This window comes from Planococcus sp. YIM B11945 (genome assembly GCF_050864155.1).
In the GTDB taxonomy this organism is placed as follows: domain Bacteria; phylum Bacillota; class Bacilli; order Bacillales_A; family Planococcaceae; genus Planococcus.
The window spans coordinates 160,532-174,558 of record NZ_JBOZWR010000005.1 but is presented as its reverse complement, the minus strand read 5'-3'; the positions used below and the strand labels follow the sequence as shown (position 1 = coordinate 174,558).

Here is a 14,027-nt window from a genome sequence, read left to right as displayed (position 1 = left end):
AGCACCGAAAGAAAAGCTTTCGGTGCTGCTTATACGATAGTTAATCCAAAACCCGCACTGCAATCGGATCTAAATCTTTTTCCAACCCGGATCTGTATTTTTCATATTGTTTCGGAAGCATCAGTTTTTCGCCTAGTGCATTTTCGGGTTCGTCGATGGCAAATCCAGGTGGGTCTGTAGCAATTTCAAATAAGATGTCGCCATACTCCCTAAAATAAATGGAATTGAAATAATTGCGGTCCTGGACAGGCGTTACACCGAGGCCGTAGTTCTCGATATGCTGTTTCCAGTCCAATTGGTCTTCGTTGTCCAAAGCCCGCCAAGCAATATGATGGACCGTGCCCACGCCTATTTGCCCGCTGCCTTCTCTCGTCAACTTTAAATCGATGATGTTGCCGATAGTACTCGTTGAACGCAGACGCAGCAAGCCATTTTCTTCTCCAACCCGTTCCAATCCCATGGTATTCTCCAAAAGATCAGCTGTTTTCTCGGGATTTGCGGAATACAACGTAGCGCCGCCGAATCCTTTTATTGCAGACTCTGGCCCGACTTCGCCCATGCTCCATGTGTTCGGTCTTCCTTCTTCTCTCGCTATGATTTCCAAATGCAAGCCGTGGGGATCGTCAAATGTTAAATATTGCTCGCCAAAGCGTTCGGTTTTCACTGTCGGAATCTTAAATTTCGCCAACCGCTTCTCCCAAAAACCCAATGCTTCCGCTGGTACTACATAAGACGTGACGCCAACTTGGCCGTCGCCAATCCGTCCTTTATATGCGTCTCCCCATGGGAAAAAGGTAATGATGGTTCCCGGTTCCGCTCCTTCGTTCCCAAAATACAAATGATACGTTCCTGGATCGTCAAAATTTACGGTTTGTTTCACGAGGCGCAAACCTAACACGCCCGCATAAAAATCTACATTTTCTTGGGGGTCGCCGACTACAGCGGTAATGTGGTGGATGCCCATTGAAATTTTCGCCATAAATACCCTCTCTTTCGTTGCCGTTAGTTTTTTTCTTTTTTATTATACCAAATATTATCTCGAATTCAAGATAATCACGAGAACCATTTTTGTACCAGAAGCAAAATGATACAAAGAAAGCCAGAAATTGACTTAGCGGGGTAAACCGTTATCTGTTTGTTTTCTGGCGCTTAGCTGCTTCTTTTTTCTCCTGCTCTTTGTGTTCCTGCAACGCTTCTTTTTCTTGTTGCTTTTCCTGTTGAATTTCCCATTTTTCTTGCTTATCGGCTTTCTCTTCTTTTTGATGCTCTTTAATTTCTTCAATTCGTTCCATTTCTTCTTCGTATTGTTCTTCTACATCGGTTGTTGATGGAATGAAAGGTTCTTCATTATAATCGGTCCGTCTACCGTATCGAAGCATCTCGTAAATAATAAGCCCATTGTTCGGCATGCCATTAACTGTTTTCATCGGCACAATATCAAATAATACATAATAAAAAGCATAGAAAATAAAGCGATCCCAAAACGTTTTGTATTCCTGGAGCATGCCGTTGGCTAATAGAGCGTTCAATGTCAGCGCTAGAATAAGGTTGGTCAGGATTGGGGCTGCATATATGCAGACGTAAGCAAAATTACTTGTGCGTTTTAACGAATCATACGAATACCAACTATAAAGATGGTAATATTTCCGGATATCGAACATAGCGAATTTTACAAGGCGCGGCCCGGTCCCGATCGTAAGCCGGGGATTCTTCACGCCAAAGACAGCACTGACAATCAAATACCCCAACTCCCGCAAAAATATGACCACTGGCAAAATAATGAATGCTGAAATTACAAGTGACAGTAAATCGGATAATCCAAACATCAAATCCCCTTTTCTTTGCCTTGTCGTTAAAGGGCTCAACTCTTTCCATACCCCATTTTTTATAATTAATTCTGCTTTTTTGTAAATTTTCTAGTTGCACAAGCAATTATAATCAAATAGTCCCTATCTTTCAGCCCATGCAGCCGATAAAATAGCACTAGGATTATTTCTGAAAATTCATTGATCAAAGGGAGTATGCTATGTCTTCTCTTAAACATATTCAAAAACGAAAAAAATGGCGAATCTCCTTTTGGCTGTTTATTATAGCAGCAACCGTTGTAGCAGCAGAACAGCTTGTTCCTGCAGCAAGCGTTTCTGCTTCTAAAGAAGTCATCGGTTCCGCAGTTTTCAGCCCTCCACCAAATATAGCGGACATCCAACAAGAAGTTCGCGTCATCAAAAACTTGATGTACGATGAAGCAAAAAATAGCTTTTTAGATATTTACCATCCAGCAAATACTACGGAACCTCTTCCCGTTATTTTGTTTATTCACGGAGGCGGGTATGTCGGCGGGTCGAAAGACAGCCGACAAGATTACGCAATGGCGCTTGCCAACGCAGGGTATATGGTTGCCAATATTGATTATGCCCTTGCTCCTGATCAAATTTACCCCGGCCCAATCCTTCAAGCCAATGCAGCGCTCGCCTACTTAAATGAACATGCTAGTAAATTTGGCGGCGACATGAGACGGTTGTTTATCGGTGGAGATTCTGCAGGAGCCCAAATCTCCAGCCAACTGGCAGCCGTTATCTCAAATGAAGAGTTAGCCAAGGCGATGAACGTGCAGCCAGCAGTCCAAAACGAGCAATTGCGGGGAGCTTTGCTGTTGTGTGGATTGTTTAATATGGAAACCGTAAAAGCCACCGGGTTTCCCAATATTGAATCGTTCCTTAATGCCTATACGGGAACCGAACAATTTGAAGCGTTCGATCGGATTAGCGAATTGTCGACTGTTCAACACATCACGCCCGATTACCCTCCTGTTTTTATTACAGCAGGAGATGGCGATCCGTTCGCTTCCCAATCCGAAGAGCTGGTCAACGTGCTAAAATCCCACCATGTCGCAGTAGACCCTGTGTTTTTTAATGAATCCGGCAAAGAGTTAAGGCACGAATTCCAATACGCTTTGGATACGATCGATGCTCAGGAAACTCTCGAAAAAACAATTTCTTTTTTAGCAATTAATAGCAATTGATGCAAAAAAATGAGCCTTCCTTTTCAGGAGGGCTCATTTTTATCGTCATCCGTGGTTCGCTGCACTTTTTTGTACAGGTACACGCACTTTTTCTTTTTTCTTTGAAGGCAGCATATTGAATACGATATTCAAAACAATCGCTGTGACGCTTCCGGCCACAATGCCGTTGCTTGTTAAAATTTGAATGCCAGAAGGCAATTGAGCGAACAATTCCGGAACCACTGTTACGCCAAGTCCAAGGCCGACTGAACACGCAATGATCATGGAATTTTCTTGAGAAGCGGAAATGACTTTGCTGAGCATTTTGATGCCTTGCGCAATGACCATGCCGAACATCGCAATCATCGCCCCGCCTAAAACCGCTGTGGGGATGATGGTTGTAGCAGCAGCCACTTTCGGCAAGAAGCCAAGCGTGATGAGCATCAAACCGGTGATCAAAATAATCTTTCTCGATTTAACGCCGGACATTTGAATCAACCCTACGTTTTGAGAAAACGTCGTGTACGGGAAAGAATTAAAAATTCCGCCAAGAACGATCGCCAAGCCTTCTGCCCGGTAACCTTTCGCCAAATCTTTTTCCGTCAATTTCTTTTCCGTGATATCACTTAAAGCGAAATATGTGCCCGTCGATTCGACCAATGAGACTAAAGCAACCAAAATCATAGTAAGTATGGCTGACCATTCAAACGTCGGAGCTCCGAAGTAGAACGGCACGACCATATGGAAATAAGAAGCGTCTGCAATTGGAGTGAAATTTACAACTCCCATAATGGTTGCCGCTACAGTTCCCGCTACTAATCCGAGAAGAATCGAAATAGCTCTCAAAAAGCCCGTCGCGAATCGATACACCAAAATGATAAACAGTAACGTACCAAAAGCCAACGAAATATTCGTCAACGAGCCAAAATCACTCGCTCCTTGCCCGCCGCCCATATTGTTGATGGCAACCGGGATCAACGTAATCCCTATAATGGTTACTACCGAACCGGTTACTACCGGTGGGAAGAAACGGACAAGGCTTCCAAAGAAACCGCTAATTAGAACAACGAATAAACCCGATGCCAAAATAGAACCATAAATAGCCGAAATGCCAAATTCAGCACCGATTGCAATCATCGGACCAACAGCTGTAAATGTACAGCCAAGCACGACCGGCAAGCCGATTCCAAAAAACCGGTTGCTGACAATTTGAAGAATCGTTGCCACACCGCAAAGCAAAATATCAATTGCCACTAAATAAGTTAATTGCTCAGGGGTTAAGCCAAGTGCGTCTCCAACAATCAAAGGAACCAATACGGCTCCGGCGTACATCGCAAGAAGATGCTGGAATCCGAGAGCTGCTGCTCCTAACGAATTTTTCATACGGTTGGAACCTCCTGGAAGAATTCTACTTTGCCATTGGCCATGGATGAAATGTTCGCAAGCGACTCAACACGGATTCCGCGGTTGCGAATCATGCTGCCGCCTGTTTGAAAGCCTTTTTCAATGACGATACCTACGCCTGCAAGCGCAGCGTCTGCTTGTTCCACAATATCCACCAACCCAAGAACCGCTTGTCCGTTGGCAAGAAAATCATCGATGATCAATATTACGTCATCGCTTTGAATAAAATCTTTGGAAACGGAAATATCGTTTGTTTCATTTTTCGTGAAGGAATGGACACTTGCTGTATACAATTGATCCACCAACGTCAGCGACTTCCGCTTGCGTGCAAATACAACTGGTACGCCTAGGTTGAATCCAAGCATAACCGCCGGAGCAATGCCAGATGATTCGATCGTTAAGATTTTGGTGATGGCTTCGCCGCTGAAACGCGCCGCAAATTCATCGCCGATGGCTTGCATCAATGCAGGATCGATTTGGTGGTTCAAAAAAGAATCGACTTTCAATACGGACTCCGACAGCACTTTGCCGTCTGTTAAAATTTTCTCCTGTAATTGCTTCATGTAGCTGGCTCCCCTTTCGTCACGACTAAGGGCATAAAAAATAGCCCTCAGAACGCGCATCCATTCATACCATGACATGAGTGGAGCAATGTCCTTCGAGCTTGAAGTCGAAAGGAAACGACAAAAAATACACCAATAAAAATTGGGCATCATTTATCATTTCGTTGCTTCTCATAGTCAGTTTGTTTACGGCAAACCGGTAGAAACTTGCGGACCATATTTCCGCTATTATATGAGTGAATATTATTAGATTGGTTTTATTATAGCACGGGCTATTTTCATTTCAAGGTTAACATAATTAAAATATAATTCTGTAAATTCAATATTTTTTACTACATTAAACGTTTTATTAACAATAATAAGGGAAAATTATTGTTTTCGGAAGAGTTTGAGCTTTCGAAGATGAAAAAATTACTCATCGTACGTACCTTCTTCTTCCTTTTGAGCAATGAAGTGATGGCGGAGTTCCTGTCGGATTTCCTCTGAAATGGCTTCTTTCTTTTGATACGCTATGTTGAAGTTCACATAAACTGCCGTGTTTCGCGCGCAAAGAATTTCATTTTGATAAAGTTCCTCGTAAAGTTCCAAGCTCGTCGTGCCGATTTTTTGCACCCAAATTCGAATTTCCACATCGGTTCCAAAATAGACTTGCTTGACGAATTCCAATGTCGTTTTCACAATGACCATTTTCCATTTACTAAAGTCATGATCTGGAGTAAACAAGCTAAAAATCGGATTTCTGGCCGCTTCGAACCATACAGGCAAAACCGTATTGTTAATATGCCCCACTGCATCCGTTTCCGAAACGCGCGGCGCCAAAATGGTGGTGTACATACACATCCCCCTTTTCCTTTGCAAATATCCAACTTTCTTGATGATATGTCCACCTTACCATGTTCTTTCATTTCATAAAGAGTCACTGGGCGAAAAATTTAAAAGACTTGCAAAATAAAGATTGATTTTATGGCAATGAGGCTATATATTTAGTGAGGCGAAATATCGTAACGAGAAAAGAGTGGATTTAATGCAACTTTGGTTTAGCGATTGGAAAATGAAAGTTTTATCCTTCAACCGCAACATTCAATTGTTTATAGTGGCAAACATACTGATTCAAATTGGCATGGGCGTGTTTATGGTCATGTACAATTTATACATAAAAGAACTCGGCATGCCGGAAACCATAAACGGAAAAGTGATTTCCATGGCCGCTTTAGCTTCGGCCATCACGCTTATTCCGGCTGGGTTTTTGAGCGATAAATTCGGGCGGAAATGGCTCATCATCGGCGGTGCGGCTTTTGGGGCACTCACACTTTTCTATCGAAGCTTCACCGTTGCGGAAACGCCGATGATTTATGCCGCCTTTTTAACAGGGGTTTTTATGGCTTTTGTCCAAGTATCGGGCGTGCCTTTTTTGGCAGAAAACTCAAAGCCCGCCGAACGGGTTCATTTATTCAGCGTTTATTTTGCGTTGATGACCGTCGCAAATGTAATCGGCAGCTTGGTCGGCGGTGTCGTGGCCGACTTTTTCCAAATTGTTCTTTCCATGGCAGCCGTTGAAGCCATCCGCTGGTCTCTGCTTGCCGGTTCCGTTCTCTTTGCAATCGGATTGATTCCGTTATTCCGCTTGAACAGCAAAGCCCCAGAAAACGAAGAACACGTCCCTCCTTTGATTGATAAGGAAAAGCCGGAAACCGGGCTTAAGAAAAACTTAATCGTCATTTTTCATTTTTCATTTGCGAGCTTGCTGATCGGCCTTGGCTCCGGCCTAGTCATTCCTTATTTGAACTTGTATTTTTCAAACCGCTTCGGCGCGTCTAACTCATACATCGGCCTTATTTTATCGCTCGGTTCCGCCATGACAGCTGTCGCGATGCTGATCGGGCCAATATTTGTCCGCAAAGTCGGGAAAGTGAAAGCATTAATCATCTTTCAAATGCTCTCGATCCCGTTCTTGTTGTTGACCGCGTATACGACGTCGCTCATGCTCGCTTCTCTCGGGTTTCTGTTGAGGCAAGCGTTGATGAATGCCGGAAATCCAATTCAAAGCGCCATCGCTATGGAAGTGGTGGACGATAAATACAAAGGATTGGCCAATTCAGTCAACCAGATGGTCTTCAATATCGGCTGGGCAACGATGGGCTCGGTTGCAGCGGGGCTCGTCATTTCGCACGGCTCTTACTGGGGCTATGCCTATGCGTTCACCATCACTGCGTGCCTTTACATCGTTTCGTCGATCTATTACTTTTTCATATTTGGCAGAAGAAAACTTGCAGAAGAATAAAAGCATTAAAAAAGAGAGTTCAAAAGCGCAGGCTTTTGAACTCTCTTTTCTTGAAATTAGTTCTTTTTGCTTTTAGCAGTCAGACGGCCAAGTGCATAGGCGCCGGCGAAAATGCCGATTGCTGTGTTTGTGCGTTTGTTGAATACTTGTTTAACAACAAGGTTCAAGTTTTGCGGACGTTCTGCAAGGCGGCGCATAAAGTAGCCGTACCAATCGTCGCCAAATGGCACGTATGTACAGAAGTTGTAGCCTTTGTTCGCCAAGTCTACTTGCATGTCTTTGCGGAAACCGTAAAGCATTTGGAATTCAAATTTATCGCGGGAAATGTTGTGTTCGTTCACAAATTCAATCACATGGTTAATGACGTTGTGGTCATGTGTGGCAATCGAAGTGAATTTGCCGTTCAGCAAATGATATTCGATCAATTTGATGAAGTTGGCATCAATTTCTTCGCGTGTTTGGTAAGCGTATTCTTCAGGTTCTTTATAAGCCCCTTTTACAATGCGCAGACGCAAATCCTTGTGTTTTTCAATGTCGTCTTGTGCACGATAGAAATAAGATTGAATAACTGTTCCGACATTGTTGTATTCTTTTAAAAGCTCTTCTAGCAAGTCATAGGAAGGCTGAACATGGCCATAGTCTTCCATATCAAGATTGATGTGCATATCGTATTTGCTTGCCGCCGCTACGATTTCCTTTAAGTTCTCATAACAGAAATCATAATCGATGTCTAAACCGATTTGAGTCGGCTTTAATGAAATATGGGCATCTACTCCGTTGGTGTGAATGCTTTCAATCACTTCCAAAATGCTGTCTTTCGCTTTCAACGCTTCTTCTCTTTCGAAAACAAATTCTCCGAGATTATCAACTGTACAGCTGATTCCCAGTGCATTTAATTCCCGTATGCTTTTAATCGTCTCTTCCACATTTGTCCCCGCTACAACATTTTGAGCTCCCAATTTCAAGCCGTACTTTTTCGCTGCAGCCGTCAACATTTGGTTAGTAGACAACCCGATAAAAATCTCTTTTAACATGTTTTTCCCTCCTGATACGTTTAACACACAAAAAGCTATTCACTAGAAATAAACAACCGAACTTGCCTATTTCTTTCGATGCAAGCAACTTTTATTGTAGCCCTTTCCAGAAAAAATAGCACTGCTTTTATTTGCTTAAAATTATAAAAAAATCATTTTTTTATGTTACTTCATCGTATGAATACGAACCAAAACCTCAAAAGCTATTGGCCTTTGAGGTTTTGGGGAGAGCTACTTAGTCATCCGGTCATAGAAAGAAACAAAATTGTCTACGACTTGGTCCATGAAACCGCGTGTTCCAGAGTCAATCATTTCGTTGTCTGCGTTCAACTTTTCGTGGATCGAGCCAATGTACACTTCGTTGTTTGGGAGCAAAAATGGAGACAGCGATGGATTGGATAGGATTTCTCTCAAATGGATCTGGGCGCGGACGCTGCCAAGCACACCCATGGAAGACCCAACGATGAAAGCCGGTTTGTCGCGAAGGACGAAACCGCCGCGCGACAGCCAGTCAATCGCGTTTTTCAACGATCCCGGAATGGAGAAATTGTATTCCGCCACCGCAAACAACACCGCATCCGCATTTTTGATTTTATTCCGAAAATCCACCACTTCTTGCGGCGGGCTTTCTTCGATATCCGGGTTGTACATCGGAAGTTCATTAATCAAAAGAGGCTCAATATCCAATTTGTCTGCATAGCGCTTTTTCATGTATTCCACAAGCTTCAAGTTATTGGAGTCTTTTCTGACACTGCCGATGATTGCCGTTACTTTGATCGCCATGGTGCATTCTCCTTTGCTTAATGTCTTGTGCCGTAAAGTTCTGGATATCGTATGGATACCCCGATCACCAAAAAACTAACTTGTTCATCGATTCATCTGCCTCAGAAGCGAGTTTGGATATTTACTTGCGCTACTCAAAAATCCCGCAAAAAATGGCCATGAACGCAACGTTCATGGCCATCCCAAATTAGTTGTTGATGTATTTTTCAAACACATCGCCAAAATCTTTTACGTGATACTGGTTGCGGACTGAAGACAGCCATGTGAAGCCGAAATCCGTCAGTTTGGAATACTGTACGTCCAAATCGACATTGGACGGACGGGAATTTTGCAGCACCGTTACGGCTTTATCTAAGCTTTGGCCAGCCATGTCGATCAGGATGTTGTTTTCATACGTCATTTCCGAAATGCGCAGCAAGGTTTTGTAGAGATCCTTCAAGCGCTCAATTTGGTTTTTTTGCACATCGATTTTAAACGCGACCGCTCCTAAGCGGAAACCGATTTCCACATCTAAATCAATTTTTCCGGCTGTTTCAAGAATGACTTCCGAAATGGTGTGCTGAGAATAAGGGAAACGTCTCAATGTGCGCTTTGAAGACATCGCGCTTTCGCCGTCCACATGAATAAGCGCCAAGTTGGTGAAGCAGTATTCGTCCGCTTTTGTTTTAATTAAAAAATAGATTTTCTCGTCATCTTCGTGCATGACATAATCATCAGCGTCTGTTTTGTCGTAATCTTGCGGATCAATAATTTTCCCGACATCCGATAATCCCAATGCATCTGCAGCCATTTTCTTAAACATATGTACAAATCCCTTCTCTTCTGAAAATTTTGGTTATGTTTAACATTTAGTTTATCAAAAATTTCAAAAAGTCACACGCAAAAACAAAAAAAGAACTGCCGAAGCTTGAATGGCTTCGACAGTTTTGTTAAGCTTTCTTGAAAAATCCATGGACGCTTTCAATGTGGTTCTCCATTAGCCCCCGTGCTTTTTCAACATCTTTTTGTTCGATCGCGCGGTAAATATTTTGATGGAATTGCAGTGATTCATTCATCACACCGGGAACGGCGGCGGCTTTTTTCTGTGCACGCAGCACCAAGCTCGAAATGGAATTATACAAGTCCACCATCACTTGGTTATAGGAAGCAGCAGCAATCTTTTCGTGGAACTGCATATTGGATGAAATATAAAGGGCATAGTTGTTTTCAGCTATCGCCGCTTTCATATCTTCAATCGTCTGCTGCATTTCCGCTAAATCCGCTGGAGTTGCCCGTTGCGCTGCCATCCCTGCCAATTCTTTTTCAATAAATCTTCTGGCTTCAAAAATATCCTGCCATTCAACTTCCGAAAAATAAAATTGATAAATGAGAGAATCTGTATAAAAATCATTAAAGTTGGTGGAAATAAATGTGCCCCTTTGAGATCGAACAATGAGCCCCTGGGCTTCCAGCACTTTTAATGCTTCACGCAGAGAAGTTCTTCCTACCTCAAACATTTCCATCAATTCTCGCTCGGGCGGCAGTTTGTCTCCCGGCTTTAATTTGCCGTCCAGAAACAAATCCTTGATTTGGTTGATGATGCTGTCGCCGACATTTAAACGTTTGATTGGTTCCATCATGGGGCTTCACCTTTTCATTTTAAAGATATGGGCCATCGCTTCAAAGTTCAGTTGTTTTAAGCATGGCTTCATTGCCCGCAGGGGACTTTTCCCGGAACTTGACTAAAGCGATAATAATGACTGTAAGGGTTACGAGCATGGCAATAAGTCCAATCGTGATGCTTTTTGTAAATCCAAGTGTAACATAGCCCACAATGGATACTGCGCTTGAAACCATTGCATATGGCATTTGCGTCATCAAGTGGTCGATTGGGTGGACGCCCGCTCCGATTGCGGCCAAAATGGTCGTATCCGATAATGGTGAACTGTGCTCCCCGAAGATACAACCTGCCAGGACTGCACCGAATACCGGAATCAAATACGCAACATCGATAATTGCGACAATTTCAGCTCCGATCGGCAACATCAAGCCGAACGTTCCGAAGGTGCTGCCCATTGAGAAGGACATAAAGGCCGAGAGGATAAAGAAGATAACCGGCAGCCACATAAGTGACATGTTGCCATCAATCAAGGAAGCCAAGTATTGGCCGACTCCTAATAAGCCGATGACTTCTGCCGTCATAAGTGCCATAAACAAGATAAGGACACTTGGCAACACTGATTTCACGCCTGTGTAGACAGCTTTTGCAATATCGCCTGCAGCCGTTTTCCGCGTCAATAACCGAATAATTGAAAATGCGCAAGCAAGAAGGCCACCGATGACAAGTGCACCTAGAACATCGGCATTCATCAATACTTTAAATGGTGTGATTGCACCTTCCGTGGCTGCGATTCCGCCGCGGGCTGCAAGGAAAACCGTTACAGCGACAAGAATTCCAACCGGCACGAACAAGTCGAGCAGCCTGCCATCCGATTTCGCAGGAAGTTCTTCTGCACTTTGGCCAGGAACCGTTCCTCTTGAAGTATCAAATAGGATTCCTTCTTCTTGTGCCCGTTTTTCATCGCGTTTCATTTGGCCGAGGTTAATGCCAAAATACGCCACTACAAATACCAGGATAATGGTTGATAATGCATAATAGTTTGTTGGGATTGTTAGAAGAAATGCTTCATATCCTTGGTATTGCGTGATGCCGTTATCGACAAAAATGGTTGCCATCAAGGCTGCGATAAATGCCGCCCATGAAGAGATAGGCATTAAGATGATGACCGGTGCTGATGTGGAATGCAGCAAGTAAGCCAGTTTCGAATGCGACACTTTGTATTGATCAGTCAACGGTTTAATGACACTGCCGCGGAACAAGCAGCTGAATGCATCATCGAAAAAGCTGACAAATCCGAGCAATAGGGCCACAAGCTTCGCCTGAAATGGGGTTTTGACCTTTTTGACGGCCCATTTAGAAAAAGCATGGATGCCTCCCGACAAGTAAATCAATGCGCTCATTGCACCGATGATCAACACAAACCAGAAAATGCTGCTTTCTTCCCCGAGAATCGTACCCATGATGCTGACAATTGATGAAACACTTGCTGCTACGTTCCAGCCATTGGCCAGCAGCGCCCCGAAAATGATCCCTACCCCTAAAGATAGTAAAATGCGCTTTGTAATAATCGTTAAGGCAATAGTAATGACCGGCGGCAAAAGTGATAGTAATGTACCTTCCATTTGCAGAACCCCTTTTAATTTAGTAGTAAAGATTTCAACCGAGCCAATACGCTAAATAAATTGGTAAGCGCTTACATTTTAGTTTCGGGGTTTAACCCCTTTTTTAAAATGATACGGTTGTTTCATCTGCCTCTTCCAAATTTTTTACTTTGACAAGACGATTTTCCAACCGGCCTAATCCCTCTACTTCACAAACGATCTCATCGCCGTTTTTCAGCCACTCCTTATGCTCCATGCCAAGAATCACGCCTTCAGGAGTTCCTGTATAAATTACATCTCCTGGTTCGAGCGTCATAATTTGCGACAAATCACTGATGATTGTAGCAACTGAAAAAATCATGTCTTTCGTATTGGCATGTTGCCTTAACTCGCCATTAACCCAGCATTTCAGCGTTAAGTTTTGCGGATCCGGTACTTCATCGGCCGTGACGAGATGGGGTCCAAGAGGCGCAAAGCCATCAATGGCTTTTCCAAACATCCATTGATTGCTTCTGAATTGTTCTTTTCTTGCAGAAAGGTCGTTCCCTGTTGCATAGCCAAAAACTCGTTCAAGTGCTTCGAACGGAGAAACTTGATGTGTCTTTTGGCCAATTACGACAACCAATTCTACTTCGTAATCTCCCTGGTCCACAAATTCGGGGAGAACCACTTCTTCTTCATGGGCAGCTAAACTGTTCGCAAATTTTGCAAAGTAAATTGGAAACTCCGGAATTGGAAAATCGGCTTCTTTTGCATGTGCCCGGTAATTCGCACCGACGCAAATGATTTTTCCCGGATTTTGTACAGGTGGCGCATATAAAATTTCTTCTTCTGGAACCACTACTGGCGCATAGGATAGGACGCTTTCTACTTCCCTTAATCCCTCTTTGCCTTTAGCAATGACTTCTTCTACATCTTTACTGACAGGTACCCCTGCTTTGGCTGCGGTCGCTTGAACATCAACTAGACCATCTTTTGTCTTAACCCCATAACTTAAACCATTTGTAGAATAAAAAGAAACCAATTTCATTTTCGCCTGCACCCCTTTTTAGTTTGCGTCTCGTTGTTTTCATTTACCTTCTCAAAGTTGCTCCCCCTGCCTCCATTCTTTTTAGGCCGCCATACATTTCTAATATGATTGTCGTATGGTCTGACCATCGTATTAAAGTTAGTATAAACGGATAAAAAGAAAAATCAACTTATTTTTTTAAATTTTCTGATACTTTTAAAGGATTTTTTCCTTACAAAGAGAATTAAACAGCCACGCACCTTAAAACAAAGAGCAGAGGAGAACACTATGAACTTGCAATTAGCACCTGTTACACGTGAAAACTGGGAACAAGCCTTAGCTCTTCAAGTGAAAGAAGCGCAGCGCCATTTCACCCCCGCCGTTGCGGTGTCGCTTGCGAAAGTTTTTATCAAGCCGGATGGCGATCAAGTCACTTATGTGCCGTATGCCATTTGCGACGGCGACGAAATGGTCGGTTTTATCATGCACGCTTATGAAAAAGGCACGAGCGACATGTACTGGATCAACGGCTTTTTAATCGATGAGAAGCATCAGGGACAAGGCTATGGCAAGGCCTCAATGGCTTTGATGATGCGCTCGATTACTGAACATTTTAGTGAATGCCGCGAAATCCGGCTGACCGTCCATACGGATAATCTTGTCGCCCGAAAGCTTTATACGGATATTGGGTTTCAGCCGGCCGGAGAATTTTTCGGAGAACACGAAGAAGTATTTGTTTTTCAAGTTTGAT

14 protein-coding genes and 1 riboswitch are annotated in these 14,027 nt (G+C 43.3%); of the genes, 3 read left to right on the top strand and 11 right to left on the bottom strand.

The genetic code is table 11. From position 1 onward, the window contains the following. Positions 1 to 40: 40 nt before the first annotated feature. Both ACRRQV_RS12245 and ACRRQV_RS12240 read right to left on the bottom strand, forming a co-directional pair. A complete protein-coding gene (locus ACRRQV_RS12245) occupies positions 41 to 979 on the bottom strand; it encodes a ring-cleaving dioxygenase (protein ID WP_432531209.1) in 939 nt (312 codons plus the stop codon). A gap of 148 nt (positions 980 to 1,127) precedes the next feature. Beyond that, the gene (locus tag ACRRQV_RS12240) at positions 1,128 to 1,826 is read right to left on the bottom strand and encodes a hypothetical protein (protein WP_432531327.1); all 699 of its coding nucleotides are present in this window, start codon (positions 1,824 to 1,826) and stop codon (positions 1,128 to 1,130) included. Between the two features lie 200 nt (positions 1,827 to 2,026). On the opposite strand from ACRRQV_RS12240, the gene ACRRQV_RS12235 reads away from it, so the two are divergent. Continuing rightward, a complete protein-coding gene (locus tag ACRRQV_RS12235; RefSeq protein ID WP_432531207.1) occupies positions 2,027 to 3,022 on the top strand; it encodes an alpha/beta hydrolase in 996 nt (331 codons plus the stop codon). A 45-nt stretch (positions 3,023 to 3,067) separates the two neighbouring features. On the opposite strand, the gene ACRRQV_RS12230 is transcribed toward ACRRQV_RS12235, so the two are convergent. From ACRRQV_RS12230 to ACRRQV_RS12220, 3 genes are all read right to left on the bottom strand, one after another. Then, positions 3,068 to 4,384, bottom strand: coding sequence for a nucleobase:cation symporter-2 family protein (locus tag ACRRQV_RS12230; protein ID WP_432531205.1), 1,317 nt, complete (start codon positions 4,382 to 4,384; stop codon positions 3,068 to 3,070). Beyond that, positions 4,381 to 4,968 carry a xanthine phosphoribosyltransferase gene (locus ACRRQV_RS12225; protein WP_432531203.1) on the bottom strand — a complete coding sequence of 196 codons (588 nt, stop codon included), beginning with the start codon at positions 4,966 to 4,968 and terminating at the stop codon, positions 4,381 to 4,383. Before ACRRQV_RS12225 ends, ACRRQV_RS12230 begins: the two co-directional genes overlap by 4 nt. Before the next feature lie 154 nt (positions 4,969 to 5,122). Continuing rightward, a riboswitch (purine riboswitch) is annotated at positions 5,123 to 5,224 on the bottom strand. A gap of 155 nt (positions 5,225 to 5,379) precedes the next feature. Further along, positions 5,380 to 5,802: an acyl-CoA thioesterase gene (locus ACRRQV_RS12220; RefSeq protein ID WP_432531201.1), complete on the bottom strand. Its 423-nt coding sequence runs from the start codon at positions 5,800 to 5,802 to the stop codon at positions 5,380 to 5,382. A gap of 190 nt (positions 5,803 to 5,992) precedes the next feature. Here ACRRQV_RS12220 and ACRRQV_RS12215 point away from each other — a divergent pair, with 190 nt between their 5' ends. Beyond that, on the top strand, positions 5,993 to 7,249 hold the full coding sequence (locus ACRRQV_RS12215; protein ID WP_432531199.1) for an MFS transporter: 1,257 nt from the start codon (positions 5,993 to 5,995) through the stop codon (positions 7,247 to 7,249). 56 nt (positions 7,250 to 7,305) lie between these two features. Here the strand turns inward: ACRRQV_RS12215 and ACRRQV_RS12210 are convergent, their stop codons facing one another. The 6 genes from ACRRQV_RS12210 to ACRRQV_RS12185 form a co-directional block, all read right to left on the bottom strand. Further along, complete coding sequence (locus tag ACRRQV_RS12210; RefSeq protein ID WP_432531197.1) at positions 7,306 to 8,283, bottom strand: proline dehydrogenase family protein; 978 nt, start codon at positions 8,281 to 8,283, stop codon at positions 7,306 to 7,308. Between the two features lie 231 nt (positions 8,284 to 8,514). Beyond that, a complete protein-coding gene (locus tag ACRRQV_RS12205) occupies positions 8,515 to 9,066 on the bottom strand; it encodes an NADPH-dependent FMN reductase (protein WP_432531195.1) in 552 nt (183 codons plus the stop codon). Positions 9,067 to 9,253: 187 nt separating this feature from the next. Further along, positions 9,254 to 9,868: a PH domain-containing protein gene (locus tag ACRRQV_RS12200; RefSeq protein ID WP_432531193.1), complete on the bottom strand. Its 615-nt coding sequence runs from the start codon at positions 9,866 to 9,868 to the stop codon at positions 9,254 to 9,256. 127 nt (positions 9,869 to 9,995) lie between these two features. Then, positions 9,996 to 10,685, bottom strand: a complete 690-nt coding sequence (locus ACRRQV_RS12195; RefSeq protein ID WP_432531191.1) for a FadR/GntR family transcriptional regulator — start codon at positions 10,683 to 10,685, stop codon at positions 9,996 to 9,998. A 40-nt stretch (positions 10,686 to 10,725) separates the two neighbouring features. Next, positions 10,726 to 12,288: a Na+/H+ antiporter NhaC family protein gene (locus ACRRQV_RS12190; protein ID WP_432531189.1), complete on the bottom strand. Its 1,563-nt coding sequence runs from the start codon at positions 12,286 to 12,288 to the stop codon at positions 10,726 to 10,728. A 103-nt stretch (positions 12,289 to 12,391) separates the two neighbouring features. Next, entirely contained in the window at positions 12,392 to 13,297 is a 906-nt protein-coding gene (locus ACRRQV_RS12185; protein WP_432531187.1) for a fumarylacetoacetate hydrolase family protein, read from the bottom strand. A 267-nt stretch (positions 13,298 to 13,564) separates the two neighbouring features. Between ACRRQV_RS12185 and ACRRQV_RS12180 the strand changes: the two genes are divergently transcribed. Further along, the gene (locus ACRRQV_RS12180; protein WP_432531185.1) at positions 13,565 to 14,026 is read left to right on the top strand and encodes a GNAT family N-acetyltransferase; all 462 of its coding nucleotides are present in this window, start codon (positions 13,565 to 13,567) and stop codon (positions 14,024 to 14,026) included. Position 14,027: the final 1 nt, after the last annotated feature.

Excerpts from the sequence above, each read along its gene's own strand:
- ACRRQV_RS12245 (WP_432531209.1), bottom strand. The coding sequence starts at position 979 with ATGGCGAAAATTTCAATGGGCATCCACCACATTACCGCTGTAGTCGGC.
- ACRRQV_RS12240 (WP_432531327.1), bottom strand. The coding sequence starts at position 1,826 with ATGTTTGGATTATCCGATTTACTGTCACTTGTAATTTCAGCATTCATT.
- ACRRQV_RS12235 (WP_432531207.1), top strand. The coding sequence starts at position 2,027 with ATGTCTTCTCTTAAACATATTCAAAAACGAAAAAAATGGCGAATCTCC.
- ACRRQV_RS12230 (WP_432531205.1), bottom strand. The coding sequence starts at position 4,384 with ATGAAAAATTCGTTAGGAGCAGCAGCTCTCGGATTCCAGCATCTTCTT.
- ACRRQV_RS12225 (WP_432531203.1), bottom strand. The coding sequence starts at position 4,968 with ATGAAGCAATTACAGGAGAAAATTTTAACAGACGGCAAAGTGCTGTCG.
- ACRRQV_RS12220 (WP_432531201.1), bottom strand. The coding sequence starts at position 5,802 with ATGTACACCACCATTTTGGCGCCGCGCGTTTCGGAAACGGATGCAGTG.
- ACRRQV_RS12215 (WP_432531199.1), top strand. The coding sequence starts at position 5,993 with ATGCAACTTTGGTTTAGCGATTGGAAAATGAAAGTTTTATCCTTCAAC.
- ACRRQV_RS12210 (WP_432531197.1), bottom strand. The coding sequence starts at position 8,283 with ATGTTAAAAGAGATTTTTATCGGGTTGTCTACTAACCAAATGTTGACG.
- ACRRQV_RS12205 (WP_432531195.1), bottom strand. The coding sequence starts at position 9,066 with ATGGCGATCAAAGTAACGGCAATCATCGGCAGTGTCAGAAAAGACTCC.
- ACRRQV_RS12200 (WP_432531193.1), bottom strand. The coding sequence starts at position 9,868 with ATGTTTAAGAAAATGGCTGCAGATGCATTGGGATTATCGGATGTCGGG.
- ACRRQV_RS12195 (WP_432531191.1), bottom strand. The coding sequence starts at position 10,685 with ATGATGGAACCAATCAAACGTTTAAATGTCGGCGACAGCATCATCAAC.
- ACRRQV_RS12190 (WP_432531189.1), bottom strand. The coding sequence starts at position 12,288 with ATGGAAGGTACATTACTATCACTTTTGCCGCCGGTCATTACTATTGCC.
- ACRRQV_RS12185 (WP_432531187.1), bottom strand. The coding sequence starts at position 13,297 with ATGAAATTGGTTTCTTTTTATTCTACAAATGGTTTAAGTTATGGGGTT.
- ACRRQV_RS12180 (WP_432531185.1), top strand. The coding sequence starts at position 13,565 with ATGAACTTGCAATTAGCACCTGTTACACGTGAAAACTGGGAACAAGCC.